The 20,431-nt window shown below is 73.7% G+C and carries 13 protein-coding genes; 7 read left to right on the forward strand and 6 right to left on the reverse strand.

The window, feature by feature from the left end:
* Window positions 1–517 precede the first annotated feature (517 nt).
* The 4 genes from WA788_RS18770 to WA788_RS18785 are packed head-to-tail and all read right to left on the reverse strand — an operon-like array spanning window position 518 to window position 5,721.
* The gene (locus WA788_RS18770) at window positions 518–1,516 is read right to left on the reverse strand and encodes a S66 peptidase family protein (RefSeq protein WP_335978729.1); all 999 of its coding nucleotides are present in this window, start codon (window positions 1,514–1,516) and stop codon (window positions 518–520) included.
* On the reverse strand, window positions 1,513–3,507 hold the full coding sequence (locus WA788_RS18775) for a prolyl oligopeptidase family serine peptidase (RefSeq protein WP_335978731.1): 1,995 nt from the start codon (window positions 3,505–3,507) through the stop codon (window positions 1,513–1,515). The genes WA788_RS18770 and WA788_RS18775 overlap by 4 nt, the downstream gene beginning before the upstream one ends.
* On the reverse strand, window positions 3,504–4,892 hold the full coding sequence (locus WA788_RS18780) for a M20/M25/M40 family metallo-hydrolase (protein WP_335978733.1): 1,389 nt from the start codon (window positions 4,890–4,892) through the stop codon (window positions 3,504–3,506). Before WA788_RS18780 ends, WA788_RS18775 begins: the two co-directional genes overlap by 4 nt.
* On the reverse strand, window positions 4,885–5,721 hold the full coding sequence (locus tag WA788_RS18785) for a M55 family metallopeptidase (protein WP_335978735.1): 837 nt from the start codon (window positions 5,719–5,721) through the stop codon (window positions 4,885–4,887). The genes WA788_RS18780 and WA788_RS18785 overlap by 8 nt, the downstream gene beginning before the upstream one ends.
* 524 nt (window positions 5,722–6,245) lie before the next feature.
* Between WA788_RS18785 and WA788_RS18790 the strand changes: the two genes are divergently transcribed.
* A complete protein-coding gene (locus tag WA788_RS18790; RefSeq protein ID WP_335978737.1) occupies window positions 6,246–7,952 on the forward strand; it encodes an MFS transporter in 1,707 nt (568 codons plus the stop codon).
* 452 nt (window positions 7,953–8,404) lie between these two features.
* Here the strand turns inward: WA788_RS18790 and WA788_RS18795 are convergent, their stop codons facing one another.
* A complete protein-coding gene (locus WA788_RS18795; RefSeq protein WP_443034060.1) occupies window positions 8,405–11,053 on the reverse strand; it encodes an MFS transporter in 2,649 nt (882 codons plus the stop codon).
* A 130-nt stretch (window positions 11,054–11,183) separates the two neighbouring features.
* The gene (locus WA788_RS18800) at window positions 11,184–11,627 is read right to left on the reverse strand and encodes an SRPBCC family protein (protein ID WP_335978739.1); all 444 of its coding nucleotides are present in this window, start codon (window positions 11,625–11,627) and stop codon (window positions 11,184–11,186) included.
* Between the two features lie 171 nt (window positions 11,628–11,798).
* On the opposite strand from WA788_RS18800, the gene WA788_RS18805 reads away from it, so the two are divergent.
* The 6 genes from WA788_RS18805 to WA788_RS18830 all read left to right on the forward strand — a co-directional run bounded on the left by WA788_RS18805 (window position 11,799) and on the right by WA788_RS18830 (window position 20,429).
* Window positions 11,799–12,917, forward strand: a complete 1,119-nt coding sequence (locus WA788_RS18805; RefSeq protein WP_335978741.1) for an Rv2578c family radical SAM protein — start codon at window positions 11,799–11,801, stop codon at window positions 12,915–12,917.
* A gap of 19 nt (window positions 12,918–12,936) precedes the next feature.
* A complete protein-coding gene (locus WA788_RS18810; RefSeq protein WP_335978744.1) occupies window positions 12,937–13,467 on the forward strand; it encodes a GNAT family N-acetyltransferase in 531 nt (176 codons plus the stop codon).
* Between the two features lie 332 nt (window positions 13,468–13,799).
* Window positions 13,800–15,752: a 3-hydroxyacyl-CoA dehydrogenase family protein gene (locus tag WA788_RS18815; RefSeq protein ID WP_335978745.1), complete on the forward strand. Its 1,953-nt coding sequence runs from the start codon at window positions 13,800–13,802 to the stop codon at window positions 15,750–15,752.
* Between the two features lie 90 nt (window positions 15,753–15,842).
* Window positions 15,843–16,631 (forward strand): TetR family transcriptional regulator, encoded by a 789-nt coding sequence (locus WA788_RS18820; RefSeq protein ID WP_335978747.1) that lies wholly within the window; start codon window positions 15,843–15,845, stop codon window positions 16,629–16,631.
* A 278-nt stretch (window positions 16,632–16,909) separates the two neighbouring features.
* Entirely contained in the window at window positions 16,910–18,262 is a 1,353-nt protein-coding gene (gene ccrA, locus WA788_RS18825; protein ID WP_335978749.1) for a crotonyl-CoA carboxylase/reductase, read from the forward strand.
* Window positions 18,263–18,464: 202 nt separating this feature from the next.
* Window positions 18,465–20,429, forward strand: coding sequence for a protein meaA (locus WA788_RS18830; protein ID WP_443034063.1), 1,965 nt, complete (start codon window positions 18,465–18,467; stop codon window positions 20,427–20,429).
* The last annotated feature ends 2 nt before the right edge of the window (window positions 20,430–20,431 follow it).

The following is a 20,431-nucleotide window of genomic DNA, read 5'->3' on the forward strand; positions in this document are numbered from 1 at the left end:
GGCTTCGAGTTCGGTTCCGTCAGTAGGTCACGCCCCCGCGAAGGTGTCAACGGTGCTACCGGCGCCGCTCCCGGGCCGGGTCGGGACGCCCGTCGCCGGACCGGACCCGGAGGCGGGCGCCCGGGGCCGGGTGCACCGCGTCGGGACGGGGCGCATGCGTGCCCGGGTGCGCCCGGCGCGCGCCCCGGGGTTCGCGCCCCACCGGATGGGACCCGGGCCGCATGCCGAACGCGCAGCTCAGCGTGGTCCTGCGGGTGCTCGCGCCGTGCCCCGGGCGGTGCGCCGGAGCGCGCCGCCCGGCCGCCTCCGACCGGGCCCGGGGCGGCCCGCCGCGGACCCGTCCGGCAGCGCCCGTACCGCCGGTAGCGGCGCCGCCGGACAGCTCCCGCACAGCCGGGACACAGCCCCGCCCCCGCACCCGCCGTGACCGGACGATATACGGCAGATACGCCGGTCCGCGGTCGGCGACCACCGCAGCCCCCGTACGCAAGGTCCGCCCGGGGCGGGCCGTGCGCCCTCACGCCAGCGCGGGCACCCCCATGCTCAGGACCGGGCCGGGCGCCGCCGGGTCGCCGGGCGCGGGCGCCGGCGCGTCGAGGACCGCCGGGACGCCGAGCGGCATCGTGAGCGTGGACGCGCAGTGACCGAAGCCGAACTCCTCGACGATCGGCACCCCGAGCGGCCCGAGCAGGTCCACCACGAGGTCGCGCACCGCCTCGTACGGGCCGCACTCCGCCCAGGAGCCCAGCACGACACCGGCGACCCCCTCGAACCAGCCGGCGCGCAGCAACTGGGTGAGGTAGCGGTCCAGCCGGTACGGCTCCTCGCCGACGTCCTCCAGCAGCAGGATGCCGCCGGCCGCCGACGCGCGGGCGTACGGCGTGCCCAGGTCGGCGGCGAGCAGCGACAGGCAGCCGCCGAGGGTGACGCCCTCGGCCCGGCCGGGCACGAGGGTGCGGGCCCCGGCGGGGGCCATCACCTGGACCGACTCCGGCTCGAACAGGGTGCGGCGCAGGCCCTCCCGGGTCGGGGCGTCGTCGAGGAAGGTGGCCGCCGCGGCCATCGGGCCGTGCACGGTGGCCAGGCCCAGCCGGGTGGCCACCGCTTCGTGCAGGGCGGTGATGTCGCTGTACCCGATCAGGGCCTTCGGCGGTGCGGCCCGCAACTCCTCCCAGTCGAGCAGGTCGACCATGCGCTGCGCGCCGTAGCCGCCGCGGGCGCAGAGCACCGCGGTGGTGGCCGGGTCGCACCAGGCGTCCTGGAAGTCGTCCGCCCGGGCCGCGTCGTCGGCGGCGAGGTAGCCGCTGCGGTGGCCGTCCAGGACGTGCGGGGCCACCTGCGGCACCAGGCCCCAGCCGCGCAGCACCTCCAGGCCCGCGTCGAGCCGGTCGGCCGGTATCGGGCCGCTGGGGGCCACCACCGAGATACGGTCGCCCGGGGCGAGCCGCTGCGGGCGGATCAGCGCGGGCACGGGGACGCCCACGGCGTCGGCGACGCGCCTGAGTCGTTCGGTCATGTGGTCAGCTCCAGGACCGGCACCCCGTCCGGGGTGAAGCCGAAGACCTGCCCGTACAGGGACAGTTCGGCCTCCAGGCAGGTCACCATGGTGTCGAGGCGGCGGAAGCCGTGGCTCTCCCCGGCGAAGGCGCGGTAGGCGTGCGGGATGCCGCGCCCGGCGACTGCGGCGAGGAACCGCTCGCACTGCACCGGCGGGCAGATCACGTCGTCGAGCCCCTGGAGCAGCAGGAAGGGCACCGCGATCCGGTCGCTGCGGGTGATCGGCGAGCGCTCGCGGTACCGCTCGGGCACCTCGTCGACCGGGCCGACCAGCGACTCCAGGTACTGCGACTCGAAGTCGTGGGTCTCGCCGCCCTGCTTCGACCAGCCGAGCAGGTCCAGGATCGGGTAGATCACGGTGCCGCAGGCGTAGGTGTCGGTGCTGGTCAGCGCGGCCGCGCTGGTCCAGCCGCCGGCGCTGCCGCCGCGGATGGCGAGGCGCCGCGGGTCGGCGGCGCCCTCGGCGACCAGTCCCTGGGCGACCGCCGCGCAGTCCTCGACGTCCACCACGCCCCACTGCTCGCGCAGCCGGTTGCGGTAGGCGCGGCCGTGGCCGGTGGAGCCGCCGTAGTTGACCTCGGCGACGCCGATGCCGCGCGAGGTGAAGTAGGCGATCTCCAGGTCCAGCACCATCGCCGCGCGGCTGGTCGGCCCGCCGTGCACCCAGATCACATACGGTCCGGGGCCCTCGGCGCGGAACTGCGGGTGGCGCGGCGGGTAGAGGTGGGCGTGCACCTCGCGGCCCCCGGGGCCGGTGAAGGTGCGGGCGACGGGCTCGGGGAGGTAGTCGGGGTCCACGGTGTCGTGGTGCGCGTTGCCGATCACCTGGGTGCGGCCGGTGGCGGTGTCCAGCTCGACCACCTCGTAGGAGGTGCGGGCGCTCGCGGCGATGCCGATCACCCGGCCGCCGGTGGCGGCGAGCGTCGGGTTCCACTCCGTCCACGGGCCGGGGGCGTCGGCGACCTCGCCGGTGGCGGTGTCGAGCAGGCCCAGCCGGGGGGCGCCCACGCCGTGCAGCACCGCGACCAGGCCGCCGTCCAGCGGCAGGAACCAGCGGTGGCCCAGCTTCCACAGCGCGCCGGCGAACTCCTCCTCGCGCGGGCACAGGGCGGCCGCGGCACCGCTGTCCGGGTCGATCCGGTGCAGGTTCCACCAGCCGGTCCGGTCCGTGGCGGCCAGCAGGCTGCCGTCGGGCGCCCACTCGACCTGCGGGACGGACTCCTGCGGGCCGCCGATCAGGGTGCGGGCCGGGCCGAAGACGCCGTCGGCGCCGACCTCGGCGATCCGCAGCTCGGTGCCGTCCCACGGCATCAGCGGGTGGTCCCAGGCGAGCCAGGCCGCCCGGCTGCCGTCGGGCGACAGCCGCGGCCCGGTGACGAACCGGTGCCCGGCCGCGGCCAGTTCGCGGACCGCGCCGCGGTCCTCGGCGGCCGAGCCGTCCAGCGGGACGGCCGCGGGCACCCGGCGCACGTCGGACGGGCCGTCGCCGGTGAACTCCTCCAGCACGCCCCAGACCTCGCCGCGCTCCGGGCTGATCGTCAGGTCCGCCCAGCGCAGGCCCTCGCCGACCGGCGAGAGGGGGGTGAGCGGGCGGGGGGTGCGGTCCGGCCCGTCCGGGCGGAAGGCGTACAGCCGCTGGTCGGCGTGGTGGGCGAAGACGATCAGCACGGAGCCGTCGAGGACCGCGCCGGCCCAGGGGGTGCCGCCGTACTCGATGACGCGGCTGCGGACGTTCCAGGGCGCGGGCAGCGGGCACTGCTCGGTGCCGTCGGGCAGGCGGCGGACCAGCGCGCGCCGGCCGCCCTCGGCGGGCCGGGGCGCGGTCCACCACACCTCGTCGCCGACGACGCCCACGAACTCCGGGCTGCCGTCGTGGGAGGCGGCGGTGGCGGCGTCGATCGGCGACGGCCAGCTGCCGTAGCCGACGGCCTCGCGGTCTGTGGCGGTCATCGGGCGCCCTCCCCTGCGGTGGTGGCGGGTGCGCCGGTGCGGCGCAGGAAGCGGTCCAGCACCTCGACGCCGAAGTGCAGCGCCTCGACCGGGACGTGCTCGTCCACGCCGTGGAAGAGGGCGTTGTAGTCGAAGCCGGGCGGCAGCTTCAGCGGCGAGAAGCCGTAGCCGACGATGCCCAGGCGGGAGAACTGCTTGGCGTCGGTGCCGCCGGACATGCAGAACGGCAGCACGTGCGCGCCCGGGTCGAAGTGCTCCAGGGACTCGCGCATCGCCGCGAAGGTGGGCGAGTCGACGGGCGCCTGGAGGGCGACCTCGCGGTGGTGGTACTCCCAGTCGACGCCGGGCCCGGTGAGGCGGTCCATGGTGGTGGTGAACTCCTCCTCGCCGCCGGGCAGCACCCGTCCGTCGACGAGGGCGGTGGCGGTGCCGGGGATCACGTTCACCTTGTAGCCGGCCTGGAGCACCGTCGGGTTGGAGCTGTTGCGGACGGTCGGCTCCACGAAGGCGGCGGCCGGGCCGAGCCGGGCGAGCAGGGCGTCGATGCTGTCGGGGTCGGTGGCGCCGTCCCCGTCGGTGACGCGGTCCAGGTCGATGTCCACGCCCTGGATCGCGGCCAGTTCGAGGAGGGCGGCGCGCACGGTGCCGGTCAGGCGCAGCGGCCAGCGGTGCTCGCCGATCCGAGCGATGGCCGCGGACAGGCGGGTGACGGCATTGGCTCCGTTGACCTTCGAGCCGTGGCCGGCCTTGCCGTGGGCGGTGAGCTTCAGCCAGGCGGTGCCGCGTTCGCCGGCGGCGACCGGGTACAGGCGCAGGCCGTCGCCGGCGTGGAAGGTGTAGGCGCCGGACTCGCTGATGCCCTCGGTGCAGCCTTCGAAGAGTTCGGCGTGCTTGTCGGCGAGGAACCCGGAGCCGTAGGCGGCGCTGTCCTCCTCGTCGGCGGTGAAGGCGAGCACGATGTCGCGGGCCGGGCGGTGGCCGGCGCGGGCCCAGGCGCGGACGGTGGCCAGCACCATCGCGTCCATGTTCTTCATGTCGATGGCGCCGCGGCCCCAGACCACGCCGTCGCGGATCTCGCCGGAGAAGGGGTGGACGCTCCAGTCGGCGGCCTCGGCGGGCACCACGTCGAGGTGGCCGTGCACCAGGAGGGCGTCGGCGGACGGGTCGGTGCCGGGGATGCGGGCGACCACATTGGCCCGGCCGGGGGCGGACTCCAGGATCTGCGGCTCGATCCCGGCGTCGGAGAGGTGCCCGGCGACGTACTCCGCGGCGGGGCGTTCGTTGCCGTCCCCGCCGCCGCGGTTGGTGGTGTCGATCCGGATCAGCTCGGAGGTGAAGCGGACCACCTCGTCGAGCGCCTGCGGGTCGACAAACTGCTCAGCCATACTGCTCCTCCACGGCCTGCGAAACGAGAGTGGTGACCGCCTTGAAGGCGCGGATCGCCTCGTACATCGTCGGCAGGGTGTAGGACACCCGCCGCTCGCCGGTGCGCTCGACACCGGGGACCACGGTGGCGGCGCCGGCCAGGTGCACCGCGTCGAACTCCAGCTCCACCGTGTAGGGCCCGGCGTCGGCCGGGGTGTGCTTGACGGCGAGCGCGGCGGCCGACGCGGCGGCGGCGCGGATGTCGGCGGCGGTGCGCGCGGGCGGGCGGCACACCGCGGCGTACCGCGAGACGTAGTCCTTGACGGCCACCGTGTGCGCCTGCGGGGCGTACCCCCGGGCGTCGATGCCGGTGCGGTCGTCGCCGGTGACGAGCACCACCGGCACGCCGTACTCCGCCACCACGAGGGCGTTCAGCCGGCCCTCGCTGGCCTGCTCGCCGTTGACCCACACGCCGGTGATGGAGTTGGCGAGATAGGTGTGGGCGAGGACGCCCTCGGTGCCGGCGCCGGTGTGGTAGCCGACGAAGGCGATGCCGTCCACGTCGCCGTGCTGGACGCCCTCGACCATCGACAGGTCCTTGTGGCGGCCAGTGAGCATCTGGGCGCGCTCGTCGAGCTTCTCCAGCAGGAGGTTGCGCATGGACCAATGGGCTTCGTTGACAAGGACCTCGTCGGCGCCGCCGTCGAAGAAGCCGGCGATCGCCGCATTGACGTCGGACGTGAACATATGGCGGCAGCGCTGCCACTGCTCGCTGCCCGGCAGAACGTCGGCCGGCCACGTCACGCCGGTCGCGCCTTCCATGTCCGCCGAGATGAGGATCTTCGTCATGAGCGTCACGTTACGCGGCCGTCGGACACCCGTGCCAGGCCCCCTGGCCGCCCTGTGGAAAACGTCAGTGGACTGGACCAATTCACGGGCCCCGCCGGCCCGTCGCCGACCTTCCGGAATCGCCCGTTTCACCCCCGCGACCAGCGGCTTTCCCGCACCCAGCCGCCACCGCTCCGGCGCCGCGAACTCGGCCGCCGGCGGCGGTTGTTCACCGGTTGCCGGACGCGTCGGGACCCGCTCGGCGGCGCTGTGCGGCCGGGTGCGGGCCACCCGCTTCGGCCGGCCGGCCACCGTGCGTGAGGACCGGGAAATCAGTGGCGGATCACGCCGGTCCGTGATTCGTTGGCCTTGTCCCGCGTCCGCCGCGGGAGACCGTACGAAACCGGGCACGCCCGCACGAGGGCAACCGTCGCGAGCGTGCTAGCGTCCAAAGTCTGTGTTCGAACTCCTGTCACGGCGGGGGTCCGGCCCCGCCGGACGGGACCCGGCCGGGGCACTCCGCACCCGCTACCGGAAGAGGCCACGTGACCACCTGGCAGCCCGCGCGCGTCGCTGTCGCCCGCGGACCGAGGGGCCTGCTGCGGCGGGTCGACCTACGCCACCCGGTGGCCGTGGCCACCTTGCTGGCCGCCGTGCTGCACGTGCTGTGGGCGCTGTACCTGGCCAAGGACTCCGGCGACATGGCCGCCCAGTACGCGTGGACGGAGTTCATAAAGGCCCACCCCTCCGCGTCGTACAACCTGTCCTGGTACGGCGGCATGCACCCGGCCTCGTACAGCATCCTGTCGCCGTACATCATGGCCGCGCTCGGGGTGCGGATGACCGGGGTGATCGCCGGCACCCTCACCGCGACGTTCTCCGCGGCGCTGCTGATGCGGTCCCAGGTGAAGCGGCCGCTGGTGCCGGTGCTGTGGACGACGTTCGCTCTTTGGGGTGATGTCGTCTCCGGCCGGGTCACCTTCGCGCTGGGCATGCTCTTCGCGGTGGTCGCCACCCTGGCGCTCTACCCCGGGGAGCGCACCACGCGCGGCCGCTCGCCCCGGCTGGTGCTGGCCACCGCGATGGCGGCCTTCGCCACGATGTGCAGCCCGGTCGCCGGGCTCTTCCTGCTCGTGGTGGCCGCGGCGCTGTTCCTGACCGGCCGCCGCAAGGACGCGTACATCCTGGCCGCGGCTCCCCCGGTGGTGGTCGGGGCGACCTCGCTGCTCTTCCCGTTCTACGGGGTGCAGCCCTTCAAGTGGTACTTCGCCATCATCCCGTTCGGGGTCTCGGTGGCGACCGCGCTCGCGGTGCCCAAGGCATGGAAGGCCATCCACCTGGGCTCCTGGGTGTACGCGCTCGGCGTGGTGCTGACGTTCATCATCCCCTCGCCGATCGGCAGCAACGTCGAGCGGCTCGCGCTGCTGTACGGCGGCACCATCCTGCTGATCGTGGCGATGGCCAGCACCTGGGGCACCAAGCGGTCGCTGCTGGTGTGGCTGGCGTTCGCCGGGACCGCGTCGTGGCAGATCGCCAAGCCGATAGTGGACCAGGTCACCACCGCCTCGACCTCCTCCTCGGTGCAACACGCGTCCTCGCTCATCCACGAGCTGCACTCCCTGCACGCCGACCGGGGCCGCGTGGAGGTGGTGCCCCTGCGGTCGCACTGGGAGGCCTCCGGGCTCTCGCCCTACGTCAACCTCGCCCGCGGCTGGAACCGGCAGGCCGACGTGGAGCGCAACCCGCTCTTCTACGACGGCACGCTCACCGCGGACACCTACCGGGACTGGCTGCGGCGCTGGAGCGTGAACTACGTGGTGCTGCCCTCCGTCGCGCAGCCGGACGGCGCGGCCGTCGCCGAGGCGAAGCTGGTGGCCGCGGGGCAGCCGTGGATGACCGAGGTCTGGCACGACACGGACTGGCAGGTGTACTCCGTCGCCGGGGCGGACCCGATGGCGGACCCGCCCGCGGTGGTGGACCAGGCCGGGCCGGCCGAGCTGACCGTCACGATGCCGAACAGCGGGTCGGTGCTGCTGCGCATCCCCTGGTCGCCCGTCCTCGGGATCGAGGGGGCCACCGACAACGACAGCGGGTGCCTGGCGCCGGACGGCGACTGGACGCGGCTGTACGCGCCCAAGGCGGGCACGTACAAGATCGGCGGGACCTATGCGCTGATCCGCGGCACCCAGTGCGACAAGGCGCAGATCGAGGACGGGACGGGGCGCAAGCCGACGTCCTCCTCCGGAGGCTGAGCCGTCCCGCCCGGGGTGCCCCTGCGGCACGGTGCCCGGATCTTACGGTCCGTCCGGGCTTGTCGCGCAGTTCCCCGCGCCCCTGGGCGCGTGACAGCTCCTTCCGCACGAAGGGCCCGCACCGGCAGGGGCGCGGGGAACTGCGCGCTCAGCAGGCCACCGGGCGGCAGCCGGAAACCCGCCGGCAGGGCAACGGCGGGTTACCGCAGTCCCACCGGCGGGTGGCCCCGGAACCGGCCGCACATGCCGGCCCCGGCGGGTTCGTTCAAGCCGCCCGCGGAGGGCCCGCACCGGCAGGGGCGCGGGGAACTGCGCGCTCAGCAGGCCACCGGGCGGCAGCCGGAAACCCGCCGGCAGGGCAACGGCGGGTTACCGCAGTCCCACCGGCGGGTGGTCCCGGAACCGGCAGCACGTGGCGGCCCGGGTGGGTTGGTTCGGGCCGCCCGCAGGGGCTAGTCGGCGTGGCCGAGTTGGAGGTCGCGTTCGGTGCGGCCGCCGCCGGCTACTTGGAGGACGGTGGCCACGGGCGGGTAGCCGGCGGCGATGACGGTGTACTCGCCGGCCGCGAGGTCGACGAAGCGGAAGTGGCCGTCGGGGCCGGTGGTGACGGAGTCCACGACGTTGCCCGCCGCGTCGAGGAGGGTGACGCGGGCGTCCTCGACGAGGCGGCCGCCGGGGGCGCGGACGATGCCGCGCAGGGAGGCGCCGCCGGCGAGTTCGACGTCCTGCCGGGTCTCGCGGGATGCCTGGACGGTGACGGGGAGGGCGGCCGGGCGGTAGGCGGGCGCGCTGGCGGCGAGGGTGTACTCGCCGGCGACGAGCTCGGTGAGCGTGTAGACGCCCTCGCGGCCGCTGCGTGAGGTGGCGACGACGTCGCCGCGCACGTCGGTGAGGGTGACGATCGCGTCGCGCACGGGGGTGCCGTCGGCGGTGTGCACGGTGCCGGCCAGCCGGCCGGCGCCGCCGAGGACGACGTCGAGCTCGACCGGGTGGTCGCCGACGGCGACGGTGACGGCCTGCGGCTGGTGCCCGCCTGCCGCGGCGATCAGGACGTAGCTGCCGGCTCCGGGGGTGCTCAGGGCGTACCGCCCGTCCTCGGCGGTGGCGCCGCGGCCCACCTGGCGGCCGGAGCCGTCGATGAGGGTGAGCGCGGCGCGGCCGACGGTGGTGCCGTCGGAGTGCTGGACGGTGCCGCAGACGGGCACGCCGCCCTGGCCGCGCCGGGCGCTGGGCACCGGCTGGTCGGGGACCGGCCCGGGGTTGACCGTGGTGGTCGTGGCCGTGGGGCCCGCGCCGTACAGGGGGTCGTGGCCGGACTCGTAGGGGGTGTCGTACCCGGGGTCGTAACCGGGTTCGTACGCCGCCTGAGCGGCGGGGCCGTGCTGGGTCACCAGGGGTTTCTCCTTGAGCAGGAAGGTGATGATGAAGCCGAGGACGAGGACCGGCACCAGGTAGAGGAAGATCCGCGGCATGGCGTCGGAGTACGCGTGCACGTATCCGTCGCGCAGGGACGCGGGCAGGGTGCGGACCAGTTGGGGGGTGACCGACTCGGGGTCGGGCAGTTTGACGCCGTGCGGCAGGTCGGCGGCGAGTTGGTGGCTGAGGCGGTTGGCGAACAGGGTGCCGAAGACGGCCGCGCCGACCGAGCCGCCGATCTGCCGGAAGTAGTTGTTGGCGCTGGTCGCCGACCCGATGTCGGCGGGCCGCACCGAGTTCTGCACGGCGAGCACCAGGACCGGGAGGATCAGGCCGATGCCCAGGCCCAGGACCGCCATGTAGACGCTGTACTCGGGGCGGCCGGTGCCGGCGTCCAGCCGGGAGAGCAGATACATGCCGATCGCGGACAGGGCGCTGCCGACGAGCGGGAAGATCTTGTAGCGGCCGGTGCGGCTGATGAGTTGGCCGCTGCCGATGGAGGCGACGACGACGCCGAGCATCATCGGGAGCATGAGCAGCCCGGACCCGGTGGCGCTGGCGCCGTCGACCATCTGCAGGAACGTCGGCAGGTAGCTGGCGGCGCCGAAGAGCGCGACGCCGACCACGGCGCCGATCAGCGCCGAGGTGTTGAACACCCCGTCGCGGAAGAGCCGCAGCGGGATGACCGGCTCCGCGGCGAACCGCTCCACGAGCACGAAGAGCAGCACGCACACGACGGTGCCCGCGCCGAGCCCGAGGATCTCCTTGGACCGCCAGCCGTAGGTGGAGCCGCCCCAGGTGGTCAGCAGCACCAGGCAGGTCGAGCCGGCCGCCAGCAGCAGGGCTCCGATGACGTCGAGCCGGGGCCGGGCGGTCGGCTTGGGCAGCTTGAGCACCAGGCTGACGACCAGGAGCGTGACCAGCCCGAAGGGCACGTTGACCGAGAAGCACCAGCGCCAGGAGGCGTGGTCGGTGAAGAAGCCGCCCAGCAGCGGTCCGGCGACCGAGGCGACACCGAAGGCGGCGCCGATCAGGCCCATGTACCGGCCGCGTTCGCGGGGCGGCACGATGTCGGCCATGATCGCCTGCACGCCGATCATCAGCCCGCCGCCGCCGATGCCCTGGACCGCGCGGAAGGCGATGAGTTCGTTCATCGTCTGGGACCAGGCGGCGAGCGCCGAGCCGATCACGAAGGTCAGGATCGCGAACTGGAAGACGCTCTTGCGGCCCAGCAGGTCGCCGAGCTTGCCGTAGATCGGCAGGCCGATGGTGGACGACAGCAGGTAGGCGGTCACGACCCAGGACATCCGGTCCAGGCCGTGCAGTTCGCCGACGATCTTGGGCAGCGCGGTCGCCACGATCATCTGGTCGAGAGCCGCCAGCAGCAGGGCGAGCATCAGTCCCAGGAAGACCAGCCGCAGCCGGCGGGGGGACAGGCCGCCCGGCGCCGCGTCCGGGCCGCCGGCCGGCGCGGCAGCCGCGCGCTCCGCCCCGCCCACCGCAGCGCCGGCCGCACCGCCCGGCGCGCCCTGCGCCTCCTCCCCCGCCTGCTCCTTCGGCGGTGCCCCGCCCAGGACTTCACCCAGGAACCCGCCCGGGCGGGGCTCCCCCTGCCGCTCGATCAGTGTGCCGCCGCTCACTGCCACTCCCCTCGTGCCACCTGTTCCGCCACCGTCTCCCGCCATGAGGCGACAACGACGGACGGACCCGGTGTGGTCTCAGGAAGTCGGCGAATTCACCCTTATCGGTGAACGGTCGCGAAACCGGGCGAGTACCGCGGGAGTTACTGCTCCGCGGCGGCGGAGCGCGGCGGGGTCAGCCCTCCACCTCGGCGGCGAGGTTGGCGAGCACCTGGTCGTGGATCGCGTTGAGCCCCTTGGGGGCGAACGTCCGCTCGAAGAAGCCGCCGACGCCGCCGGCACCCTGCCAGGCGGTCGCGTTGACCACCTTGCTGCTGCCGTCGCCGGCCGGGGTGACCGTCCAGGTGGTCACCATCGAGGAGTTGCGGTCGGTCTCTACGAGCGTGCCCTCCGCGGGGGCGGTGACGTCGAAGAGGCAGTCGCGGACCCGCTTGCTGGTGGCCTGGAGCTTCCAGTGCACGACGGTGCCCGCGCCCTCGCCGCCCTCGCGGACTTCGTACTCGCTGTACTGACCGGGCAGGACCCGGCCGCGGGTGCCGGCGTAGTCGGCCAGCGCGGCGAACACCCGCTCCGGCTCCGCCGCGACGATCCGCTCCGTGGTGGCCTCGACCAGCGCCATGAATTCTCCTCGGGTCCATGCCCGTTGGGGCATCGGGGGTTCGTGGTGCGCGCACCTGCGGCGCGCGACACACCAGCCAACCACACTCGCTTATCGAATCTGTGTTCTATTATGGTGTGGAGGGCGGCCACGAGACCGCCGGTGGGGGCCGGACGACGGAAGGAGGGCGCGATGCGCTGGGACGGGCTGAACGCCGAGGACTCCGCGGGGGCGCTCTTCGGGACCTCGGCGGTGACGACGCGGACGTTCGACACCCCGGGATTCCGCGGCATCACCTTCCACGAGGTGCGCGCCCGCTCGATCCTCAACCGGGTGCCGGGCACCTCGCGGATGCGGTTCGAGTGGACGGTCAACCCGTACCGCGGCTGCTCGCACGCCTGCGTGTACTGCTTCGCCCGCAAGACGCACAGCTACCTCGACCTGGACACCGGGCACGGCTTCGACTCGCAGATCGTGGTGAAGGTCAACGCGCCGGAGCTGCTGCGCCGCGAACTGGCCGCGCCGCGCTGGCAGGGCGACCACGTCGCCATGGGCACCAACGTGGACTGCTACCAGCGCGCCGAGGGCCGCTACCGCCTGATGCCCGGGATCATCACCGCCCTGCGCGACCGGGCGAACCCCTTCTCGATCCTCACCAAGGGCTCGCTGATCCTGCGCGACCTCGAACTGGTGCGGCAGGCCGCGAGCGTCACCGACGTGTCCATAGCGCTGTCGATCGGCTTCCTGGACGGCGAGCTGTGGCGCAGCGTGGAACCGGGCACGCCTTCCCCGGAGACGCGGCTGGCGGTCTGCCGCACCCTGAGCGACAACGGCATACCCACCGGGGTGCTGATGGCCCCGGTGCTGCCCTTCCTGAGCGACTCCCCCGGCCAACTGCGCGCGGCGGTACGGGCGATCGCCGCGGCCGGCGCCACCTCCGTGACCCCCCTGGTGCTGCATCTGCGCCCGGGCGCACGGGAGTGGTACACCGCCTGGCTCCAGCGCCACCACCCCCACCTCGTACGGCGGTACGAAGCGCTGTACGCGGGCGGCTCGTACGCGCCGAAGTGGTACCAGCGGCAGGTCACGCGCCAGGTGCACGAGTTCGCGGCGGAGTTCGGCTGCGGCCCGGCCCGCCTCGGCGCCGCGCGCGGCCTGGCGGCGGCCGGGGAAGCGCCCCCGGCGGGCCCCGGGGAGGCGTCCGAGGCGGCCAGGACACCCGCGGCGCCCACGGCACGGAGCGCGGCGGAGCCGCCCGCCGGCGCGCCCGGTCCGGGGGCGCCGGAAAACACGCAGCTCACCTTGATGTGACCTGCCTAGAATGCGGCGCATGGTGCGGGTCAGGGAGATGAGCGAGCCGGACGTGCCGGCGGTGTCGGCGATCCGCGTCCTGGGCTGGCGGCACGCCTACGCCGGACTGATACCCGCCGGCCACCTCGACGCGATGGACCCGGTCGCGGACGCCGTGCAGCGCCGCGAGTGGTTCGTCCGCTCCGCCGGCCGCGTGCACAACCTGGTCGCCGAGGAGACCGCCGGCGACGGCACGCCCGCGCTCGTCGGCTGGGCCTCGTTCGGGCCCTACCGGGGCGAGGACACCGGCACGGCCGCCGGGGAGCTGTACGCGCTGTACGTACGGCCGGACCGGATCGGTACCGGCGCCGGGCGCGCGCTGACCGCGGAGGTGGTCCGGCGCTCGGCCCAACTCGGCCGCACCCGGCTGTCGTTGTGGGTCCTGACCGGCAACACCCGGGCCCGCCGCTTCTACGCCGCCGCCGGCTTCCTGCCCGACGGCGCGACCATGACGGAGCTGTACGACGGCGTGCCCGTCGAGGAGACCCGCTACACCCGCGCCCTGCCGTAGGGGCGCGCCCGGCGCGCGACACCCGGCGTGACAGATGATCGATATTCGCTCATCTGTGAGTAACGCACATCACCTGTGCAGAAGACTGGCGGGCAAGTTACCCGCGGGTTACAGTCGAGGGACCCGCCGGCGACCGGTGAACCGGGCGCTGGGCGGACGCCGTTGTCGGTTCGGCACTTTACGGTGTGGCCCCGGGACAGGGCCCCGCCGACGCACGCGGGCGCACACGCGCCGGCCCTTGGCCGCGATCAAGCCCGCGACTCCACTTCATCCTTCCTGCCGTGCGCCCGCGCGCTGCGCGGCGCGGCTCCCGCCATCCCTGGAGTCACGCGATGGACCGTCCCTCCACCCCGTCCGCGGCCGATCCGGCCGCAGTCCCCGCCCAGGCGTCCGCCAAGCCCTCCGCCCGGCCCGCCGCCGCGGTGTCGCCCGGGTCCGCGCGCCCCGAACCGTCAGCGCGCCCCGAACCGTCCGAGCAGCCCGCCCTGCCCGCCGTGGTGGCCGTGATCGGCCTGGGCACCATGGGTGCCGGCATCGCCGAGGTGCTGGCGTGCGCCGGCCACGAGGTGGTCGGCGTCGACATCGACGACGCGGCCGCCCGCCGGGCCGTCGCCGCGCTGGAGACCCGCACCGCCCGGCAGGTCGAGCGCGGCCGGCTGACCGCGGCCGAACGGGCCGACGTGCTCGCGCGGTTCCGCACCTTCCCCGAGCTGCGCGCGGCCGCGGCCGCGGACCTGGTGATCGAGGTGGTCGCCGAGCGCTATGACGTCAAGCGCGAGGTGTTCACCGCGCTGGACCGCATCGCCAAGCCGGAGGCGATCCTCGCGACCGGCACCAACGCGCTGTCGGTGACGCGGCTGGCGGCCGAGACCGGGCGGCCGGACCGGGTGCTGGGCCTGCACTTCTTCACCCCCGCGCAGGCGATGAAGCTCGTCGAGGTGGTCTCCACGGTGCTGACGGCGCCCGAGGCGACGCGGACGGTGACCGCGCTGGTGCGCAGCCTCGGCAAGGAGCCGGTGCCGGTCGGCGACCGCGCGGGCTTCATCGCCGACGGCCTGCTGTTCGGCTACCTCAACCAGGCCGCGGCGATGTACGAGGCGCGGTACGCCACCCGGGAGGACATCGACGCGGCGATGCGGCTGGGCTGCGGGCTGCCGATGGGCCCGCTGGCGCTGCTCGACCTGATCGGGGTGGACACCGCCACCACCGTGCTGGAGGCGATGTACGAGGCGAGCCGGGACCGGCTGCACGCGCCCGCGCCGGTGCTGCGGCAGCTCACGGCGGCCGGGCTGCTGGGCCGCAAGTCCGGGCGCGGCTTCTACAGTTACGCCTCCCCCGGGTCCGGCACGGTCGTCGCCGACGCCGAGACGCCGCCCGAGCGGGGCGGCGGCGCCCGGGGCCGTACGGTCCGCTCGGTCGGTGTGGCGGGCTCGGGCACCATGGCGACGGGTATCGCCGAGGTGTTCGCGAAGGCCGGGTTCGACGTGGTGCTGGCGGCCAGGACGCGGGAGAAGGCGGAGCGGGCGGCGGCGCGGCTGGCGGGGTCGCTGGAGCGCTCGGTGGCCAAGGGGCGGCTCACCGCGCAGCAGCGGGACGCGGCGCTGGCGCGGGTGGCGCCCACGGGGTCGTACGAGGCGTTCGCGCGGGTCGACCTGGTGGTGGAGGCGGTCGCCGAGGACCTGTACGTGAAGCAGGAACTGTTCCGGGTGCTGGACAAGGTGTGCCGGCCGGGCGCGGTGCTGGCGACGACCACGTCCTCGCTGCCGGTGGTGGCGATCGCGCGGGCCACGGCGCGGCCGCAGGACGTGGTGGGGCTGCACTTCTTCAACCCGGCGCCGGCGATGAAGCTGGTGGAGGTGGTGCGGACGGTGCTGACCGCGGCGGACGTGGTGGCGACGGCGCACGAGGTGAGCGGGGCGCTGCGCAAGCACCCGGTGGACTGCGGGGACCGGGCGGGCTTCATCGTCAACGCGCTGCTCTTCCCGTACCTGAACAACGCGGTGAAGATGGTGCAGGACCACTACGCGACCGTCGACGCGGTCGACGCGGCGATGAAGCTGGGCGGCGGCTACCCGATGGGGCCCTTCGAGCTCCTGGACGTGGTCGGGTTGGACGTCTCCCTGGCGATCGAGCAGGTCCTGCACGACGAGTTCCGCGACCCGGGGCTGGCCCCGGCCCCCCTGCTGGAGCACCTCGTCTCGGCGGGCTGCCTGGGCCGCAAGACCGGCCGCGGCTTCCGCGAGTACGGCCGTTCTTTCGCCGCCACCTCGCCTCGGGGCGCGTAGACCCGGTGTCGACAGCCGACCGCAGGACGTCCCGGCGCCCAGGGAGGCGGCCCGTCGATCGCCCGCGACCGTACGTGTTACGTTCCCCGCATGCCTGAGAGTGTGAAGTCCGCCACCGAGAGCGCGAGCGGCCGCCGCGCGGCCGCTCAGCGCCAGCGGGTGCGGCAGGACATCGCGTCGGCGGCGATGCGGCTGTTCGCGACTCAGGGCTACGAGGCCACGACGGTGGACGAGATCGCCGCGAGCGCGGGTGTGGCCCGCCGTACGTTCTTCCGGCACTTCCGGTCGAAAGAGGAGGCGATCTTCCCGGACCACGACGACACCCTGGTCCGGGTGCAGGCGGTGCTGGACTCCGCCGACCCGCACGAGCACCCGTTGGACACGGTCTGCCGCGGCATCACCGAGGTGCTGCGGATGTACGCGAACGTGCCCGAGATGTCGGTGGAGCGCTACCGGCTCACCCGTGAGGTGCCGACCCTGCGGGAGCGGGAGATCGCGTCGGTGGCCCGGTACGAGCGGCTGTTCACGCGTTACCTGCTGGGCCACTTCGACGAGGGGGCGCACCGCGACGGCGACGACGACCCGCTGCTGGCGGAGGTGGCCGCCTCCGCGGTGGTCGCGGCCCACAACCATGTGCTGCGGCGCTGGCTGCGGGCGGACGGCAAGGGCGACGTGGAGGCGCAGCTCGACCACGCCTTCGACGTGATCAAGACGACGTTCGGCACGGGGATCGGCGCGGGCCGGATACCTTCGCGGGCCGGCGCCGGCACCACCACGTCCGTCTCGCGGCAGGGCGAGGTGGTGGTGGCGGTGGCCCGTACGGACGCCTCGCCGGCGGAGATCCTGCGCAGCATCGAGGAGGCGCTGCGCAAGGCGTAGCGACCGCCGACTCCCCCCCCACGACCCACACCCCCTGCGACCCCGCACAACGGCCGCCCGGCGCTTCCCGGGCGGCCGTTCGCGTTGCTCATCCGTGCCGTCGGCGCGACACTTGAGGAAAAATACTGGCACGCAGTGTCTTTACGTCTGGCACGCAGTGCCATAACGTGTCCGTACGCCGAGCACCTGTCCCCCCGGCCCGGCCCCCGAGTTCCCCCTGTTCGCCGAACCGACAACGGCACCTCCATCCCCGTTCCGCTGCACCGGAGGCGAGCCACATGACGACGAGTTCCACCAGGGACGTCCTGGACGCGATCCAGGCACCGGATGCCACCGCCGCGGACTTCGCGGCCATGCCCCTGCCCGCGTCGTACCGCGCGGTGACCGTGCACAAGGACGAGGCGGGGATGTTCGCCGGGCTCGCTACCCGCGACAAGGACCCCCGCAAGTCACTGCACCTGGACGAGGTCCCGGTGCCCGAACTGGGCCCGGGCGAGGCCCTGGTGGCCGTCATGGCCAGCTCGGTCAACTACAACTCGGTGTGGACCTCGATCTTCGAGCCGGTCTCCACCTTCGCCTTCCTGGAGCGCTACGGCCGCACCTCGCCGCTGGCCGCCCGGCACGACCTGCCCTACCACGTGATCGGCTCGGACCTGGCCGGGGTGGTGCTGCGCACCGGGACCGGCGTGAACCGGTGGCGCCCCGGCGACCGGGTGGTGGCGCACTGCCTGAGCGTGGAGCTGGAGTCGGCCGACGGGCACGACGACACGATGCTCGACCCGGAGCAGCGGATCTGGGGCTTCGAGACGAACTTCGGCGGGCTGGCGGAGATCGCCCTGGTCAAGGCGAACCAGCTGATGCCCAAGCCCGCCCACCTGACCTGGGAGGAGGCCGCCTCCCCCGGGCTGGTCAACTCCACCGCCTACCGGCAGCTGGTCTCCCGCAACGGCGCCGGCATGAAGCAGGGCGACAACGTGCTGATCTGGGGCGCCAGCGGCGGACTCGGGTCGTACGCCACCCAGTTCGCGCTGGCCGGCGGCGCCAACCCAGTCTGCGTGGTCTCCAGCCCGCAGAAGGCGGAGATCTGCCGCCGGATGGGCGCCGAGGCGGTCATCGACCGGTCCGCCGAGGGATACCGCTTCTGGAAGGACGACCGGCACCAGGACCCGCGCGAGTGGAAGCGGTTCGGCGCCCGGATCAGGGAGCTGACCGGCGGCGAGGACGTGGACATCGTTTTCGAGCACCCCGGCCGCGAGACGTTCGGCGCGTCGGTCTACGTCGCCCGCAAGGGCGGCACCATCGTCACCTGTGCCTCCACCAGCGGCTACACGCACGAGTACGACAACCGCTACCTGTGGATGAGCCTCAAGCGGATCGTCGGCTCGCACTTCGCCAACTACCGCGAGGCGTGGGAGGCCAACCGCCTGATCGCCAAGGGGAAGATCCACCCCACCCTGTCCAGGACCTACCGCCTGGAGGACACCGGCCAGGCCGCGTACGACGTGCACCGCAACCTCCACCAGGGCAAGGTCGGCGTGCTCGCGCTCGCCCCGCGCGAGGGCCTGGGCGTCACGGACCCCGAACTGCGCGCCCGCCACCTGCCCGCCATCAACCGATTCAAGGACGCGTGAGACCGCCACGATGACGGACAACCACCAGCCACCGGGCACCCACGTAAGAACGGCGCCCCCGGCGAGCGAGCCAAAGGGGGCGCCGGTGTCGAAAGCGACGAGCGACAAGCGAGGCACGAGCGCGGGAGCGAGGACCGTCGACGCCGGGTCGAAGCCCCCGGAGGCGAGCGAGCACAAAAGGGGGCGCGACCGGCCGTGGCTGATGCGGACGTATGCCGGGCACTCCACCGCGGAGGCGTCCAACGCGCTGTACCGGCGGAACCTGGCGAAGGGGCAGACCGGGCTGTCGGTGGCGTTCGACCTGCCGACGCAGACCGGCTACGACCCCGACCACGTGCTGGCGCTCGGCGAGGTGGGCCGGGTCGGGGTGCCGATATCCCATCTCGGCGACATGCGGCGGCTGTTCGAGGACATCCCGCTGGAGCGGATGAACACCTCGATGACGATCAACGCCACCGCGATGTGGATGCTGGCGCTGCTCCAGGTCGTCGCCGAGGAGCAGGGCGCGGACATCGCCACGCTCCAGGGCACCACGCAGAACGACATCGTCAAGGAGTACCTCTCCCGCGGCACCCACGTCTTCCCGCCGGGCCCCTCGCTGCGGCTGACCACGGACATGATCACGTACGCGGTCAACCACATCCCCAAGTGGAACCCGATCAACATCTGCAGCTACCACCTCCAGGAGGCCGGGGCCACCCCGGTGCAGGAGATCGCGTACGCGATGTCCACCGCGATCGCCGTGCTGGACGCGGTGTTCGCCTCCGGCCGCATCCCGCGGCAGCGGCAGGGCGACGTGGTCGGGCGGATCTCCTTCTTCGTGAACGCGGGCGTGCGGTTCGTCGAGGAGATGTGCAAGATGCGCGCCTTCGGCCGGATCTGGGACCAGGTGACCCGCGAGCGGTACGGCGTGACCGACCCGAAGCAGCGCCGTTTCCGCTACGGCGTGCAGGTCAACTCGCTCGGCCTGACCGAGGCGCAGCCGGAGAACAACGTCCAGCGGATCGTGCTGGAGATGCTGGCCGTCACCCTGTCCAAGGACGCCCGCGCCCGCGCGGTCCAACTGCCCGCGTGGAACGAGGCGCTGGGGCTGCCGCGCCCCTGGGACCAGCAGTGGAGCCTGCGCATCCAGCAGGTGCTGGCCCACGAGAGCGACCTGCTGGAGTACGACGACATCTTCGCCGGCAGCCACGTGGTGGAGGCGAAGGTCGCCGAACTCGTCGAGCAGGCCACCGCGGAGATGGCGCACATCGACGAACTGGGCGGTGTGATGGCCGCGGTGGAGTCCGGCTACCTCAAGTCGCAGCTGGTGGCCTCGCACGCGGAGCGGCGGGCGCGGATCGAGTCCGGCGCGGAGAAGATCGTCGGCGTCAACATCCACGAGTCGACCGAGCCCAACCCGCTCACCGCGGACCTGGACCGGGCGATCATGACGGTGGACCCGGCGGGCGAGGCACGGGTGGTGGCCGCGCTGCACGACTGGCGGGTCGGCCGGGACCAGCCGCGGGTCGACAAGGCGCTTGCCGAGCTGCGGGCCGCGGCCGCCGGAACGGAGAACCTGATGCCCGCGACGCTGGAGTGCGCGCGGGCGGGGGTGACCACCGGCGAGTGGGCGTCGGCGCTGCGCGACGTGTTCGGCGAGTTCCGCGCGCCGACCGGGGTGAGCGGCGCGCCGGTCGCGGTGGGCGCCGAGGTGGACGGCGAACTCGCCGCCGTACGGCGGAAGGTGGCCGCCACCGCGGCCGAACTGGGCGGCGGGCGGCTGCGGCTGCTGGTCGGCAAGCCGGGCCTGGACGGGCACTCCAACGGCGCGGAGCAGATCGCGGTGCGCGCCCGCGACGCCGGCTTCGAGGTGGTCTACCAGGGGATCAGGCTCACCCCGGAGCAGATCGTGGCCGCCGCGGTCGCCGAGGACGTGCACTGCGTGGGCCTGTCGATCCTGTCCGGGTCGCACGCGGCCCTGGTGCCGGACGTGCTCGGGCGGCTGCGGCGGGCCGGGGTGGACGATGTGCCGGTGATCGTCGGCGGCATCATCCCGGCCGCGGACGCGGAGCACCTGCGGGCCGCCGGTGTGGCGGCCGTCTTCACGCCGAAGGACTTCGGTATCACCGGGATCATCGGCCGGATCGTGGACGAGATCCGCCGAGCGAACAAGCTGGAGGTATGACG

The sequence above is a fragment of the Streptomyces sp. CA2R106 genome (assembly GCF_037034245.1).
Lineage (GTDB): Bacteria > Actinomycetota > Actinomycetes > Streptomycetales > Streptomycetaceae > Actinacidiphila.

What these genes read in the sequence shown, in the direction of transcription:
- WA788_RS18770 (WP_335978729.1), bottom strand. Translation starts at nt 1,516, where the DNA reads ATGACCGAACGACTCAGGCGCGTCGCCGACGCCGTGGGCGTCCCCGTG.
- WA788_RS18775 (WP_335978731.1), bottom strand. Translation starts at nt 3,507, where the DNA reads ATGACCGCCACAGACCGCGAGGCCGTCGGCTACGGCAGCTGGCCGTCG.
- WA788_RS18780 (WP_335978733.1), bottom strand. Translation starts at nt 4,892, where the DNA reads ATGGCTGAGCAGTTTGTCGACCCGCAGGCGCTCGACGAGGTGGTCCGC.
- WA788_RS18785 (WP_335978735.1), bottom strand. Translation starts at nt 5,721, where the DNA reads ATGACGAAGATCCTCATCTCGGCGGACATGGAAGGCGCGACCGGCGTG.
- WA788_RS18795 (WP_443034060.1), bottom strand. Translation starts at nt 11,053, where the DNA reads ATGGCGGGAGACGGTGGCGGAACAGGTGGCACGAGGGGAGTGGCAGTG.
- WA788_RS18800 (WP_335978739.1), bottom strand. Translation starts at nt 11,627, where the DNA reads ATGGCGCTGGTCGAGGCCACCACGGAGCGGATCGTCGCGGCGGAGCCG.
- WA788_RS18805 (WP_335978741.1), top strand. Translation starts at nt 11,799, where the DNA reads ATGCGCTGGGACGGGCTGAACGCCGAGGACTCCGCGGGGGCGCTCTTC.
- WA788_RS18810 (WP_335978744.1), top strand. Translation starts at nt 12,937, where the DNA reads ATGGTGCGGGTCAGGGAGATGAGCGAGCCGGACGTGCCGGCGGTGTCG.
- WA788_RS18815 (WP_335978745.1), top strand. Translation starts at nt 13,800, where the DNA reads ATGGACCGTCCCTCCACCCCGTCCGCGGCCGATCCGGCCGCAGTCCCC.
- WA788_RS18820 (WP_335978747.1), top strand. Translation starts at nt 15,843, where the DNA reads ATGCCTGAGAGTGTGAAGTCCGCCACCGAGAGCGCGAGCGGCCGCCGC.
- ccrA (WP_335978749.1), top strand. Translation starts at nt 16,910, where the DNA reads ATGACGACGAGTTCCACCAGGGACGTCCTGGACGCGATCCAGGCACCG.
- WA788_RS18830 (WP_443034063.1), top strand. Translation starts at nt 18,465, where the DNA reads ATGCGGACGTATGCCGGGCACTCCACCGCGGAGGCGTCCAACGCGCTG.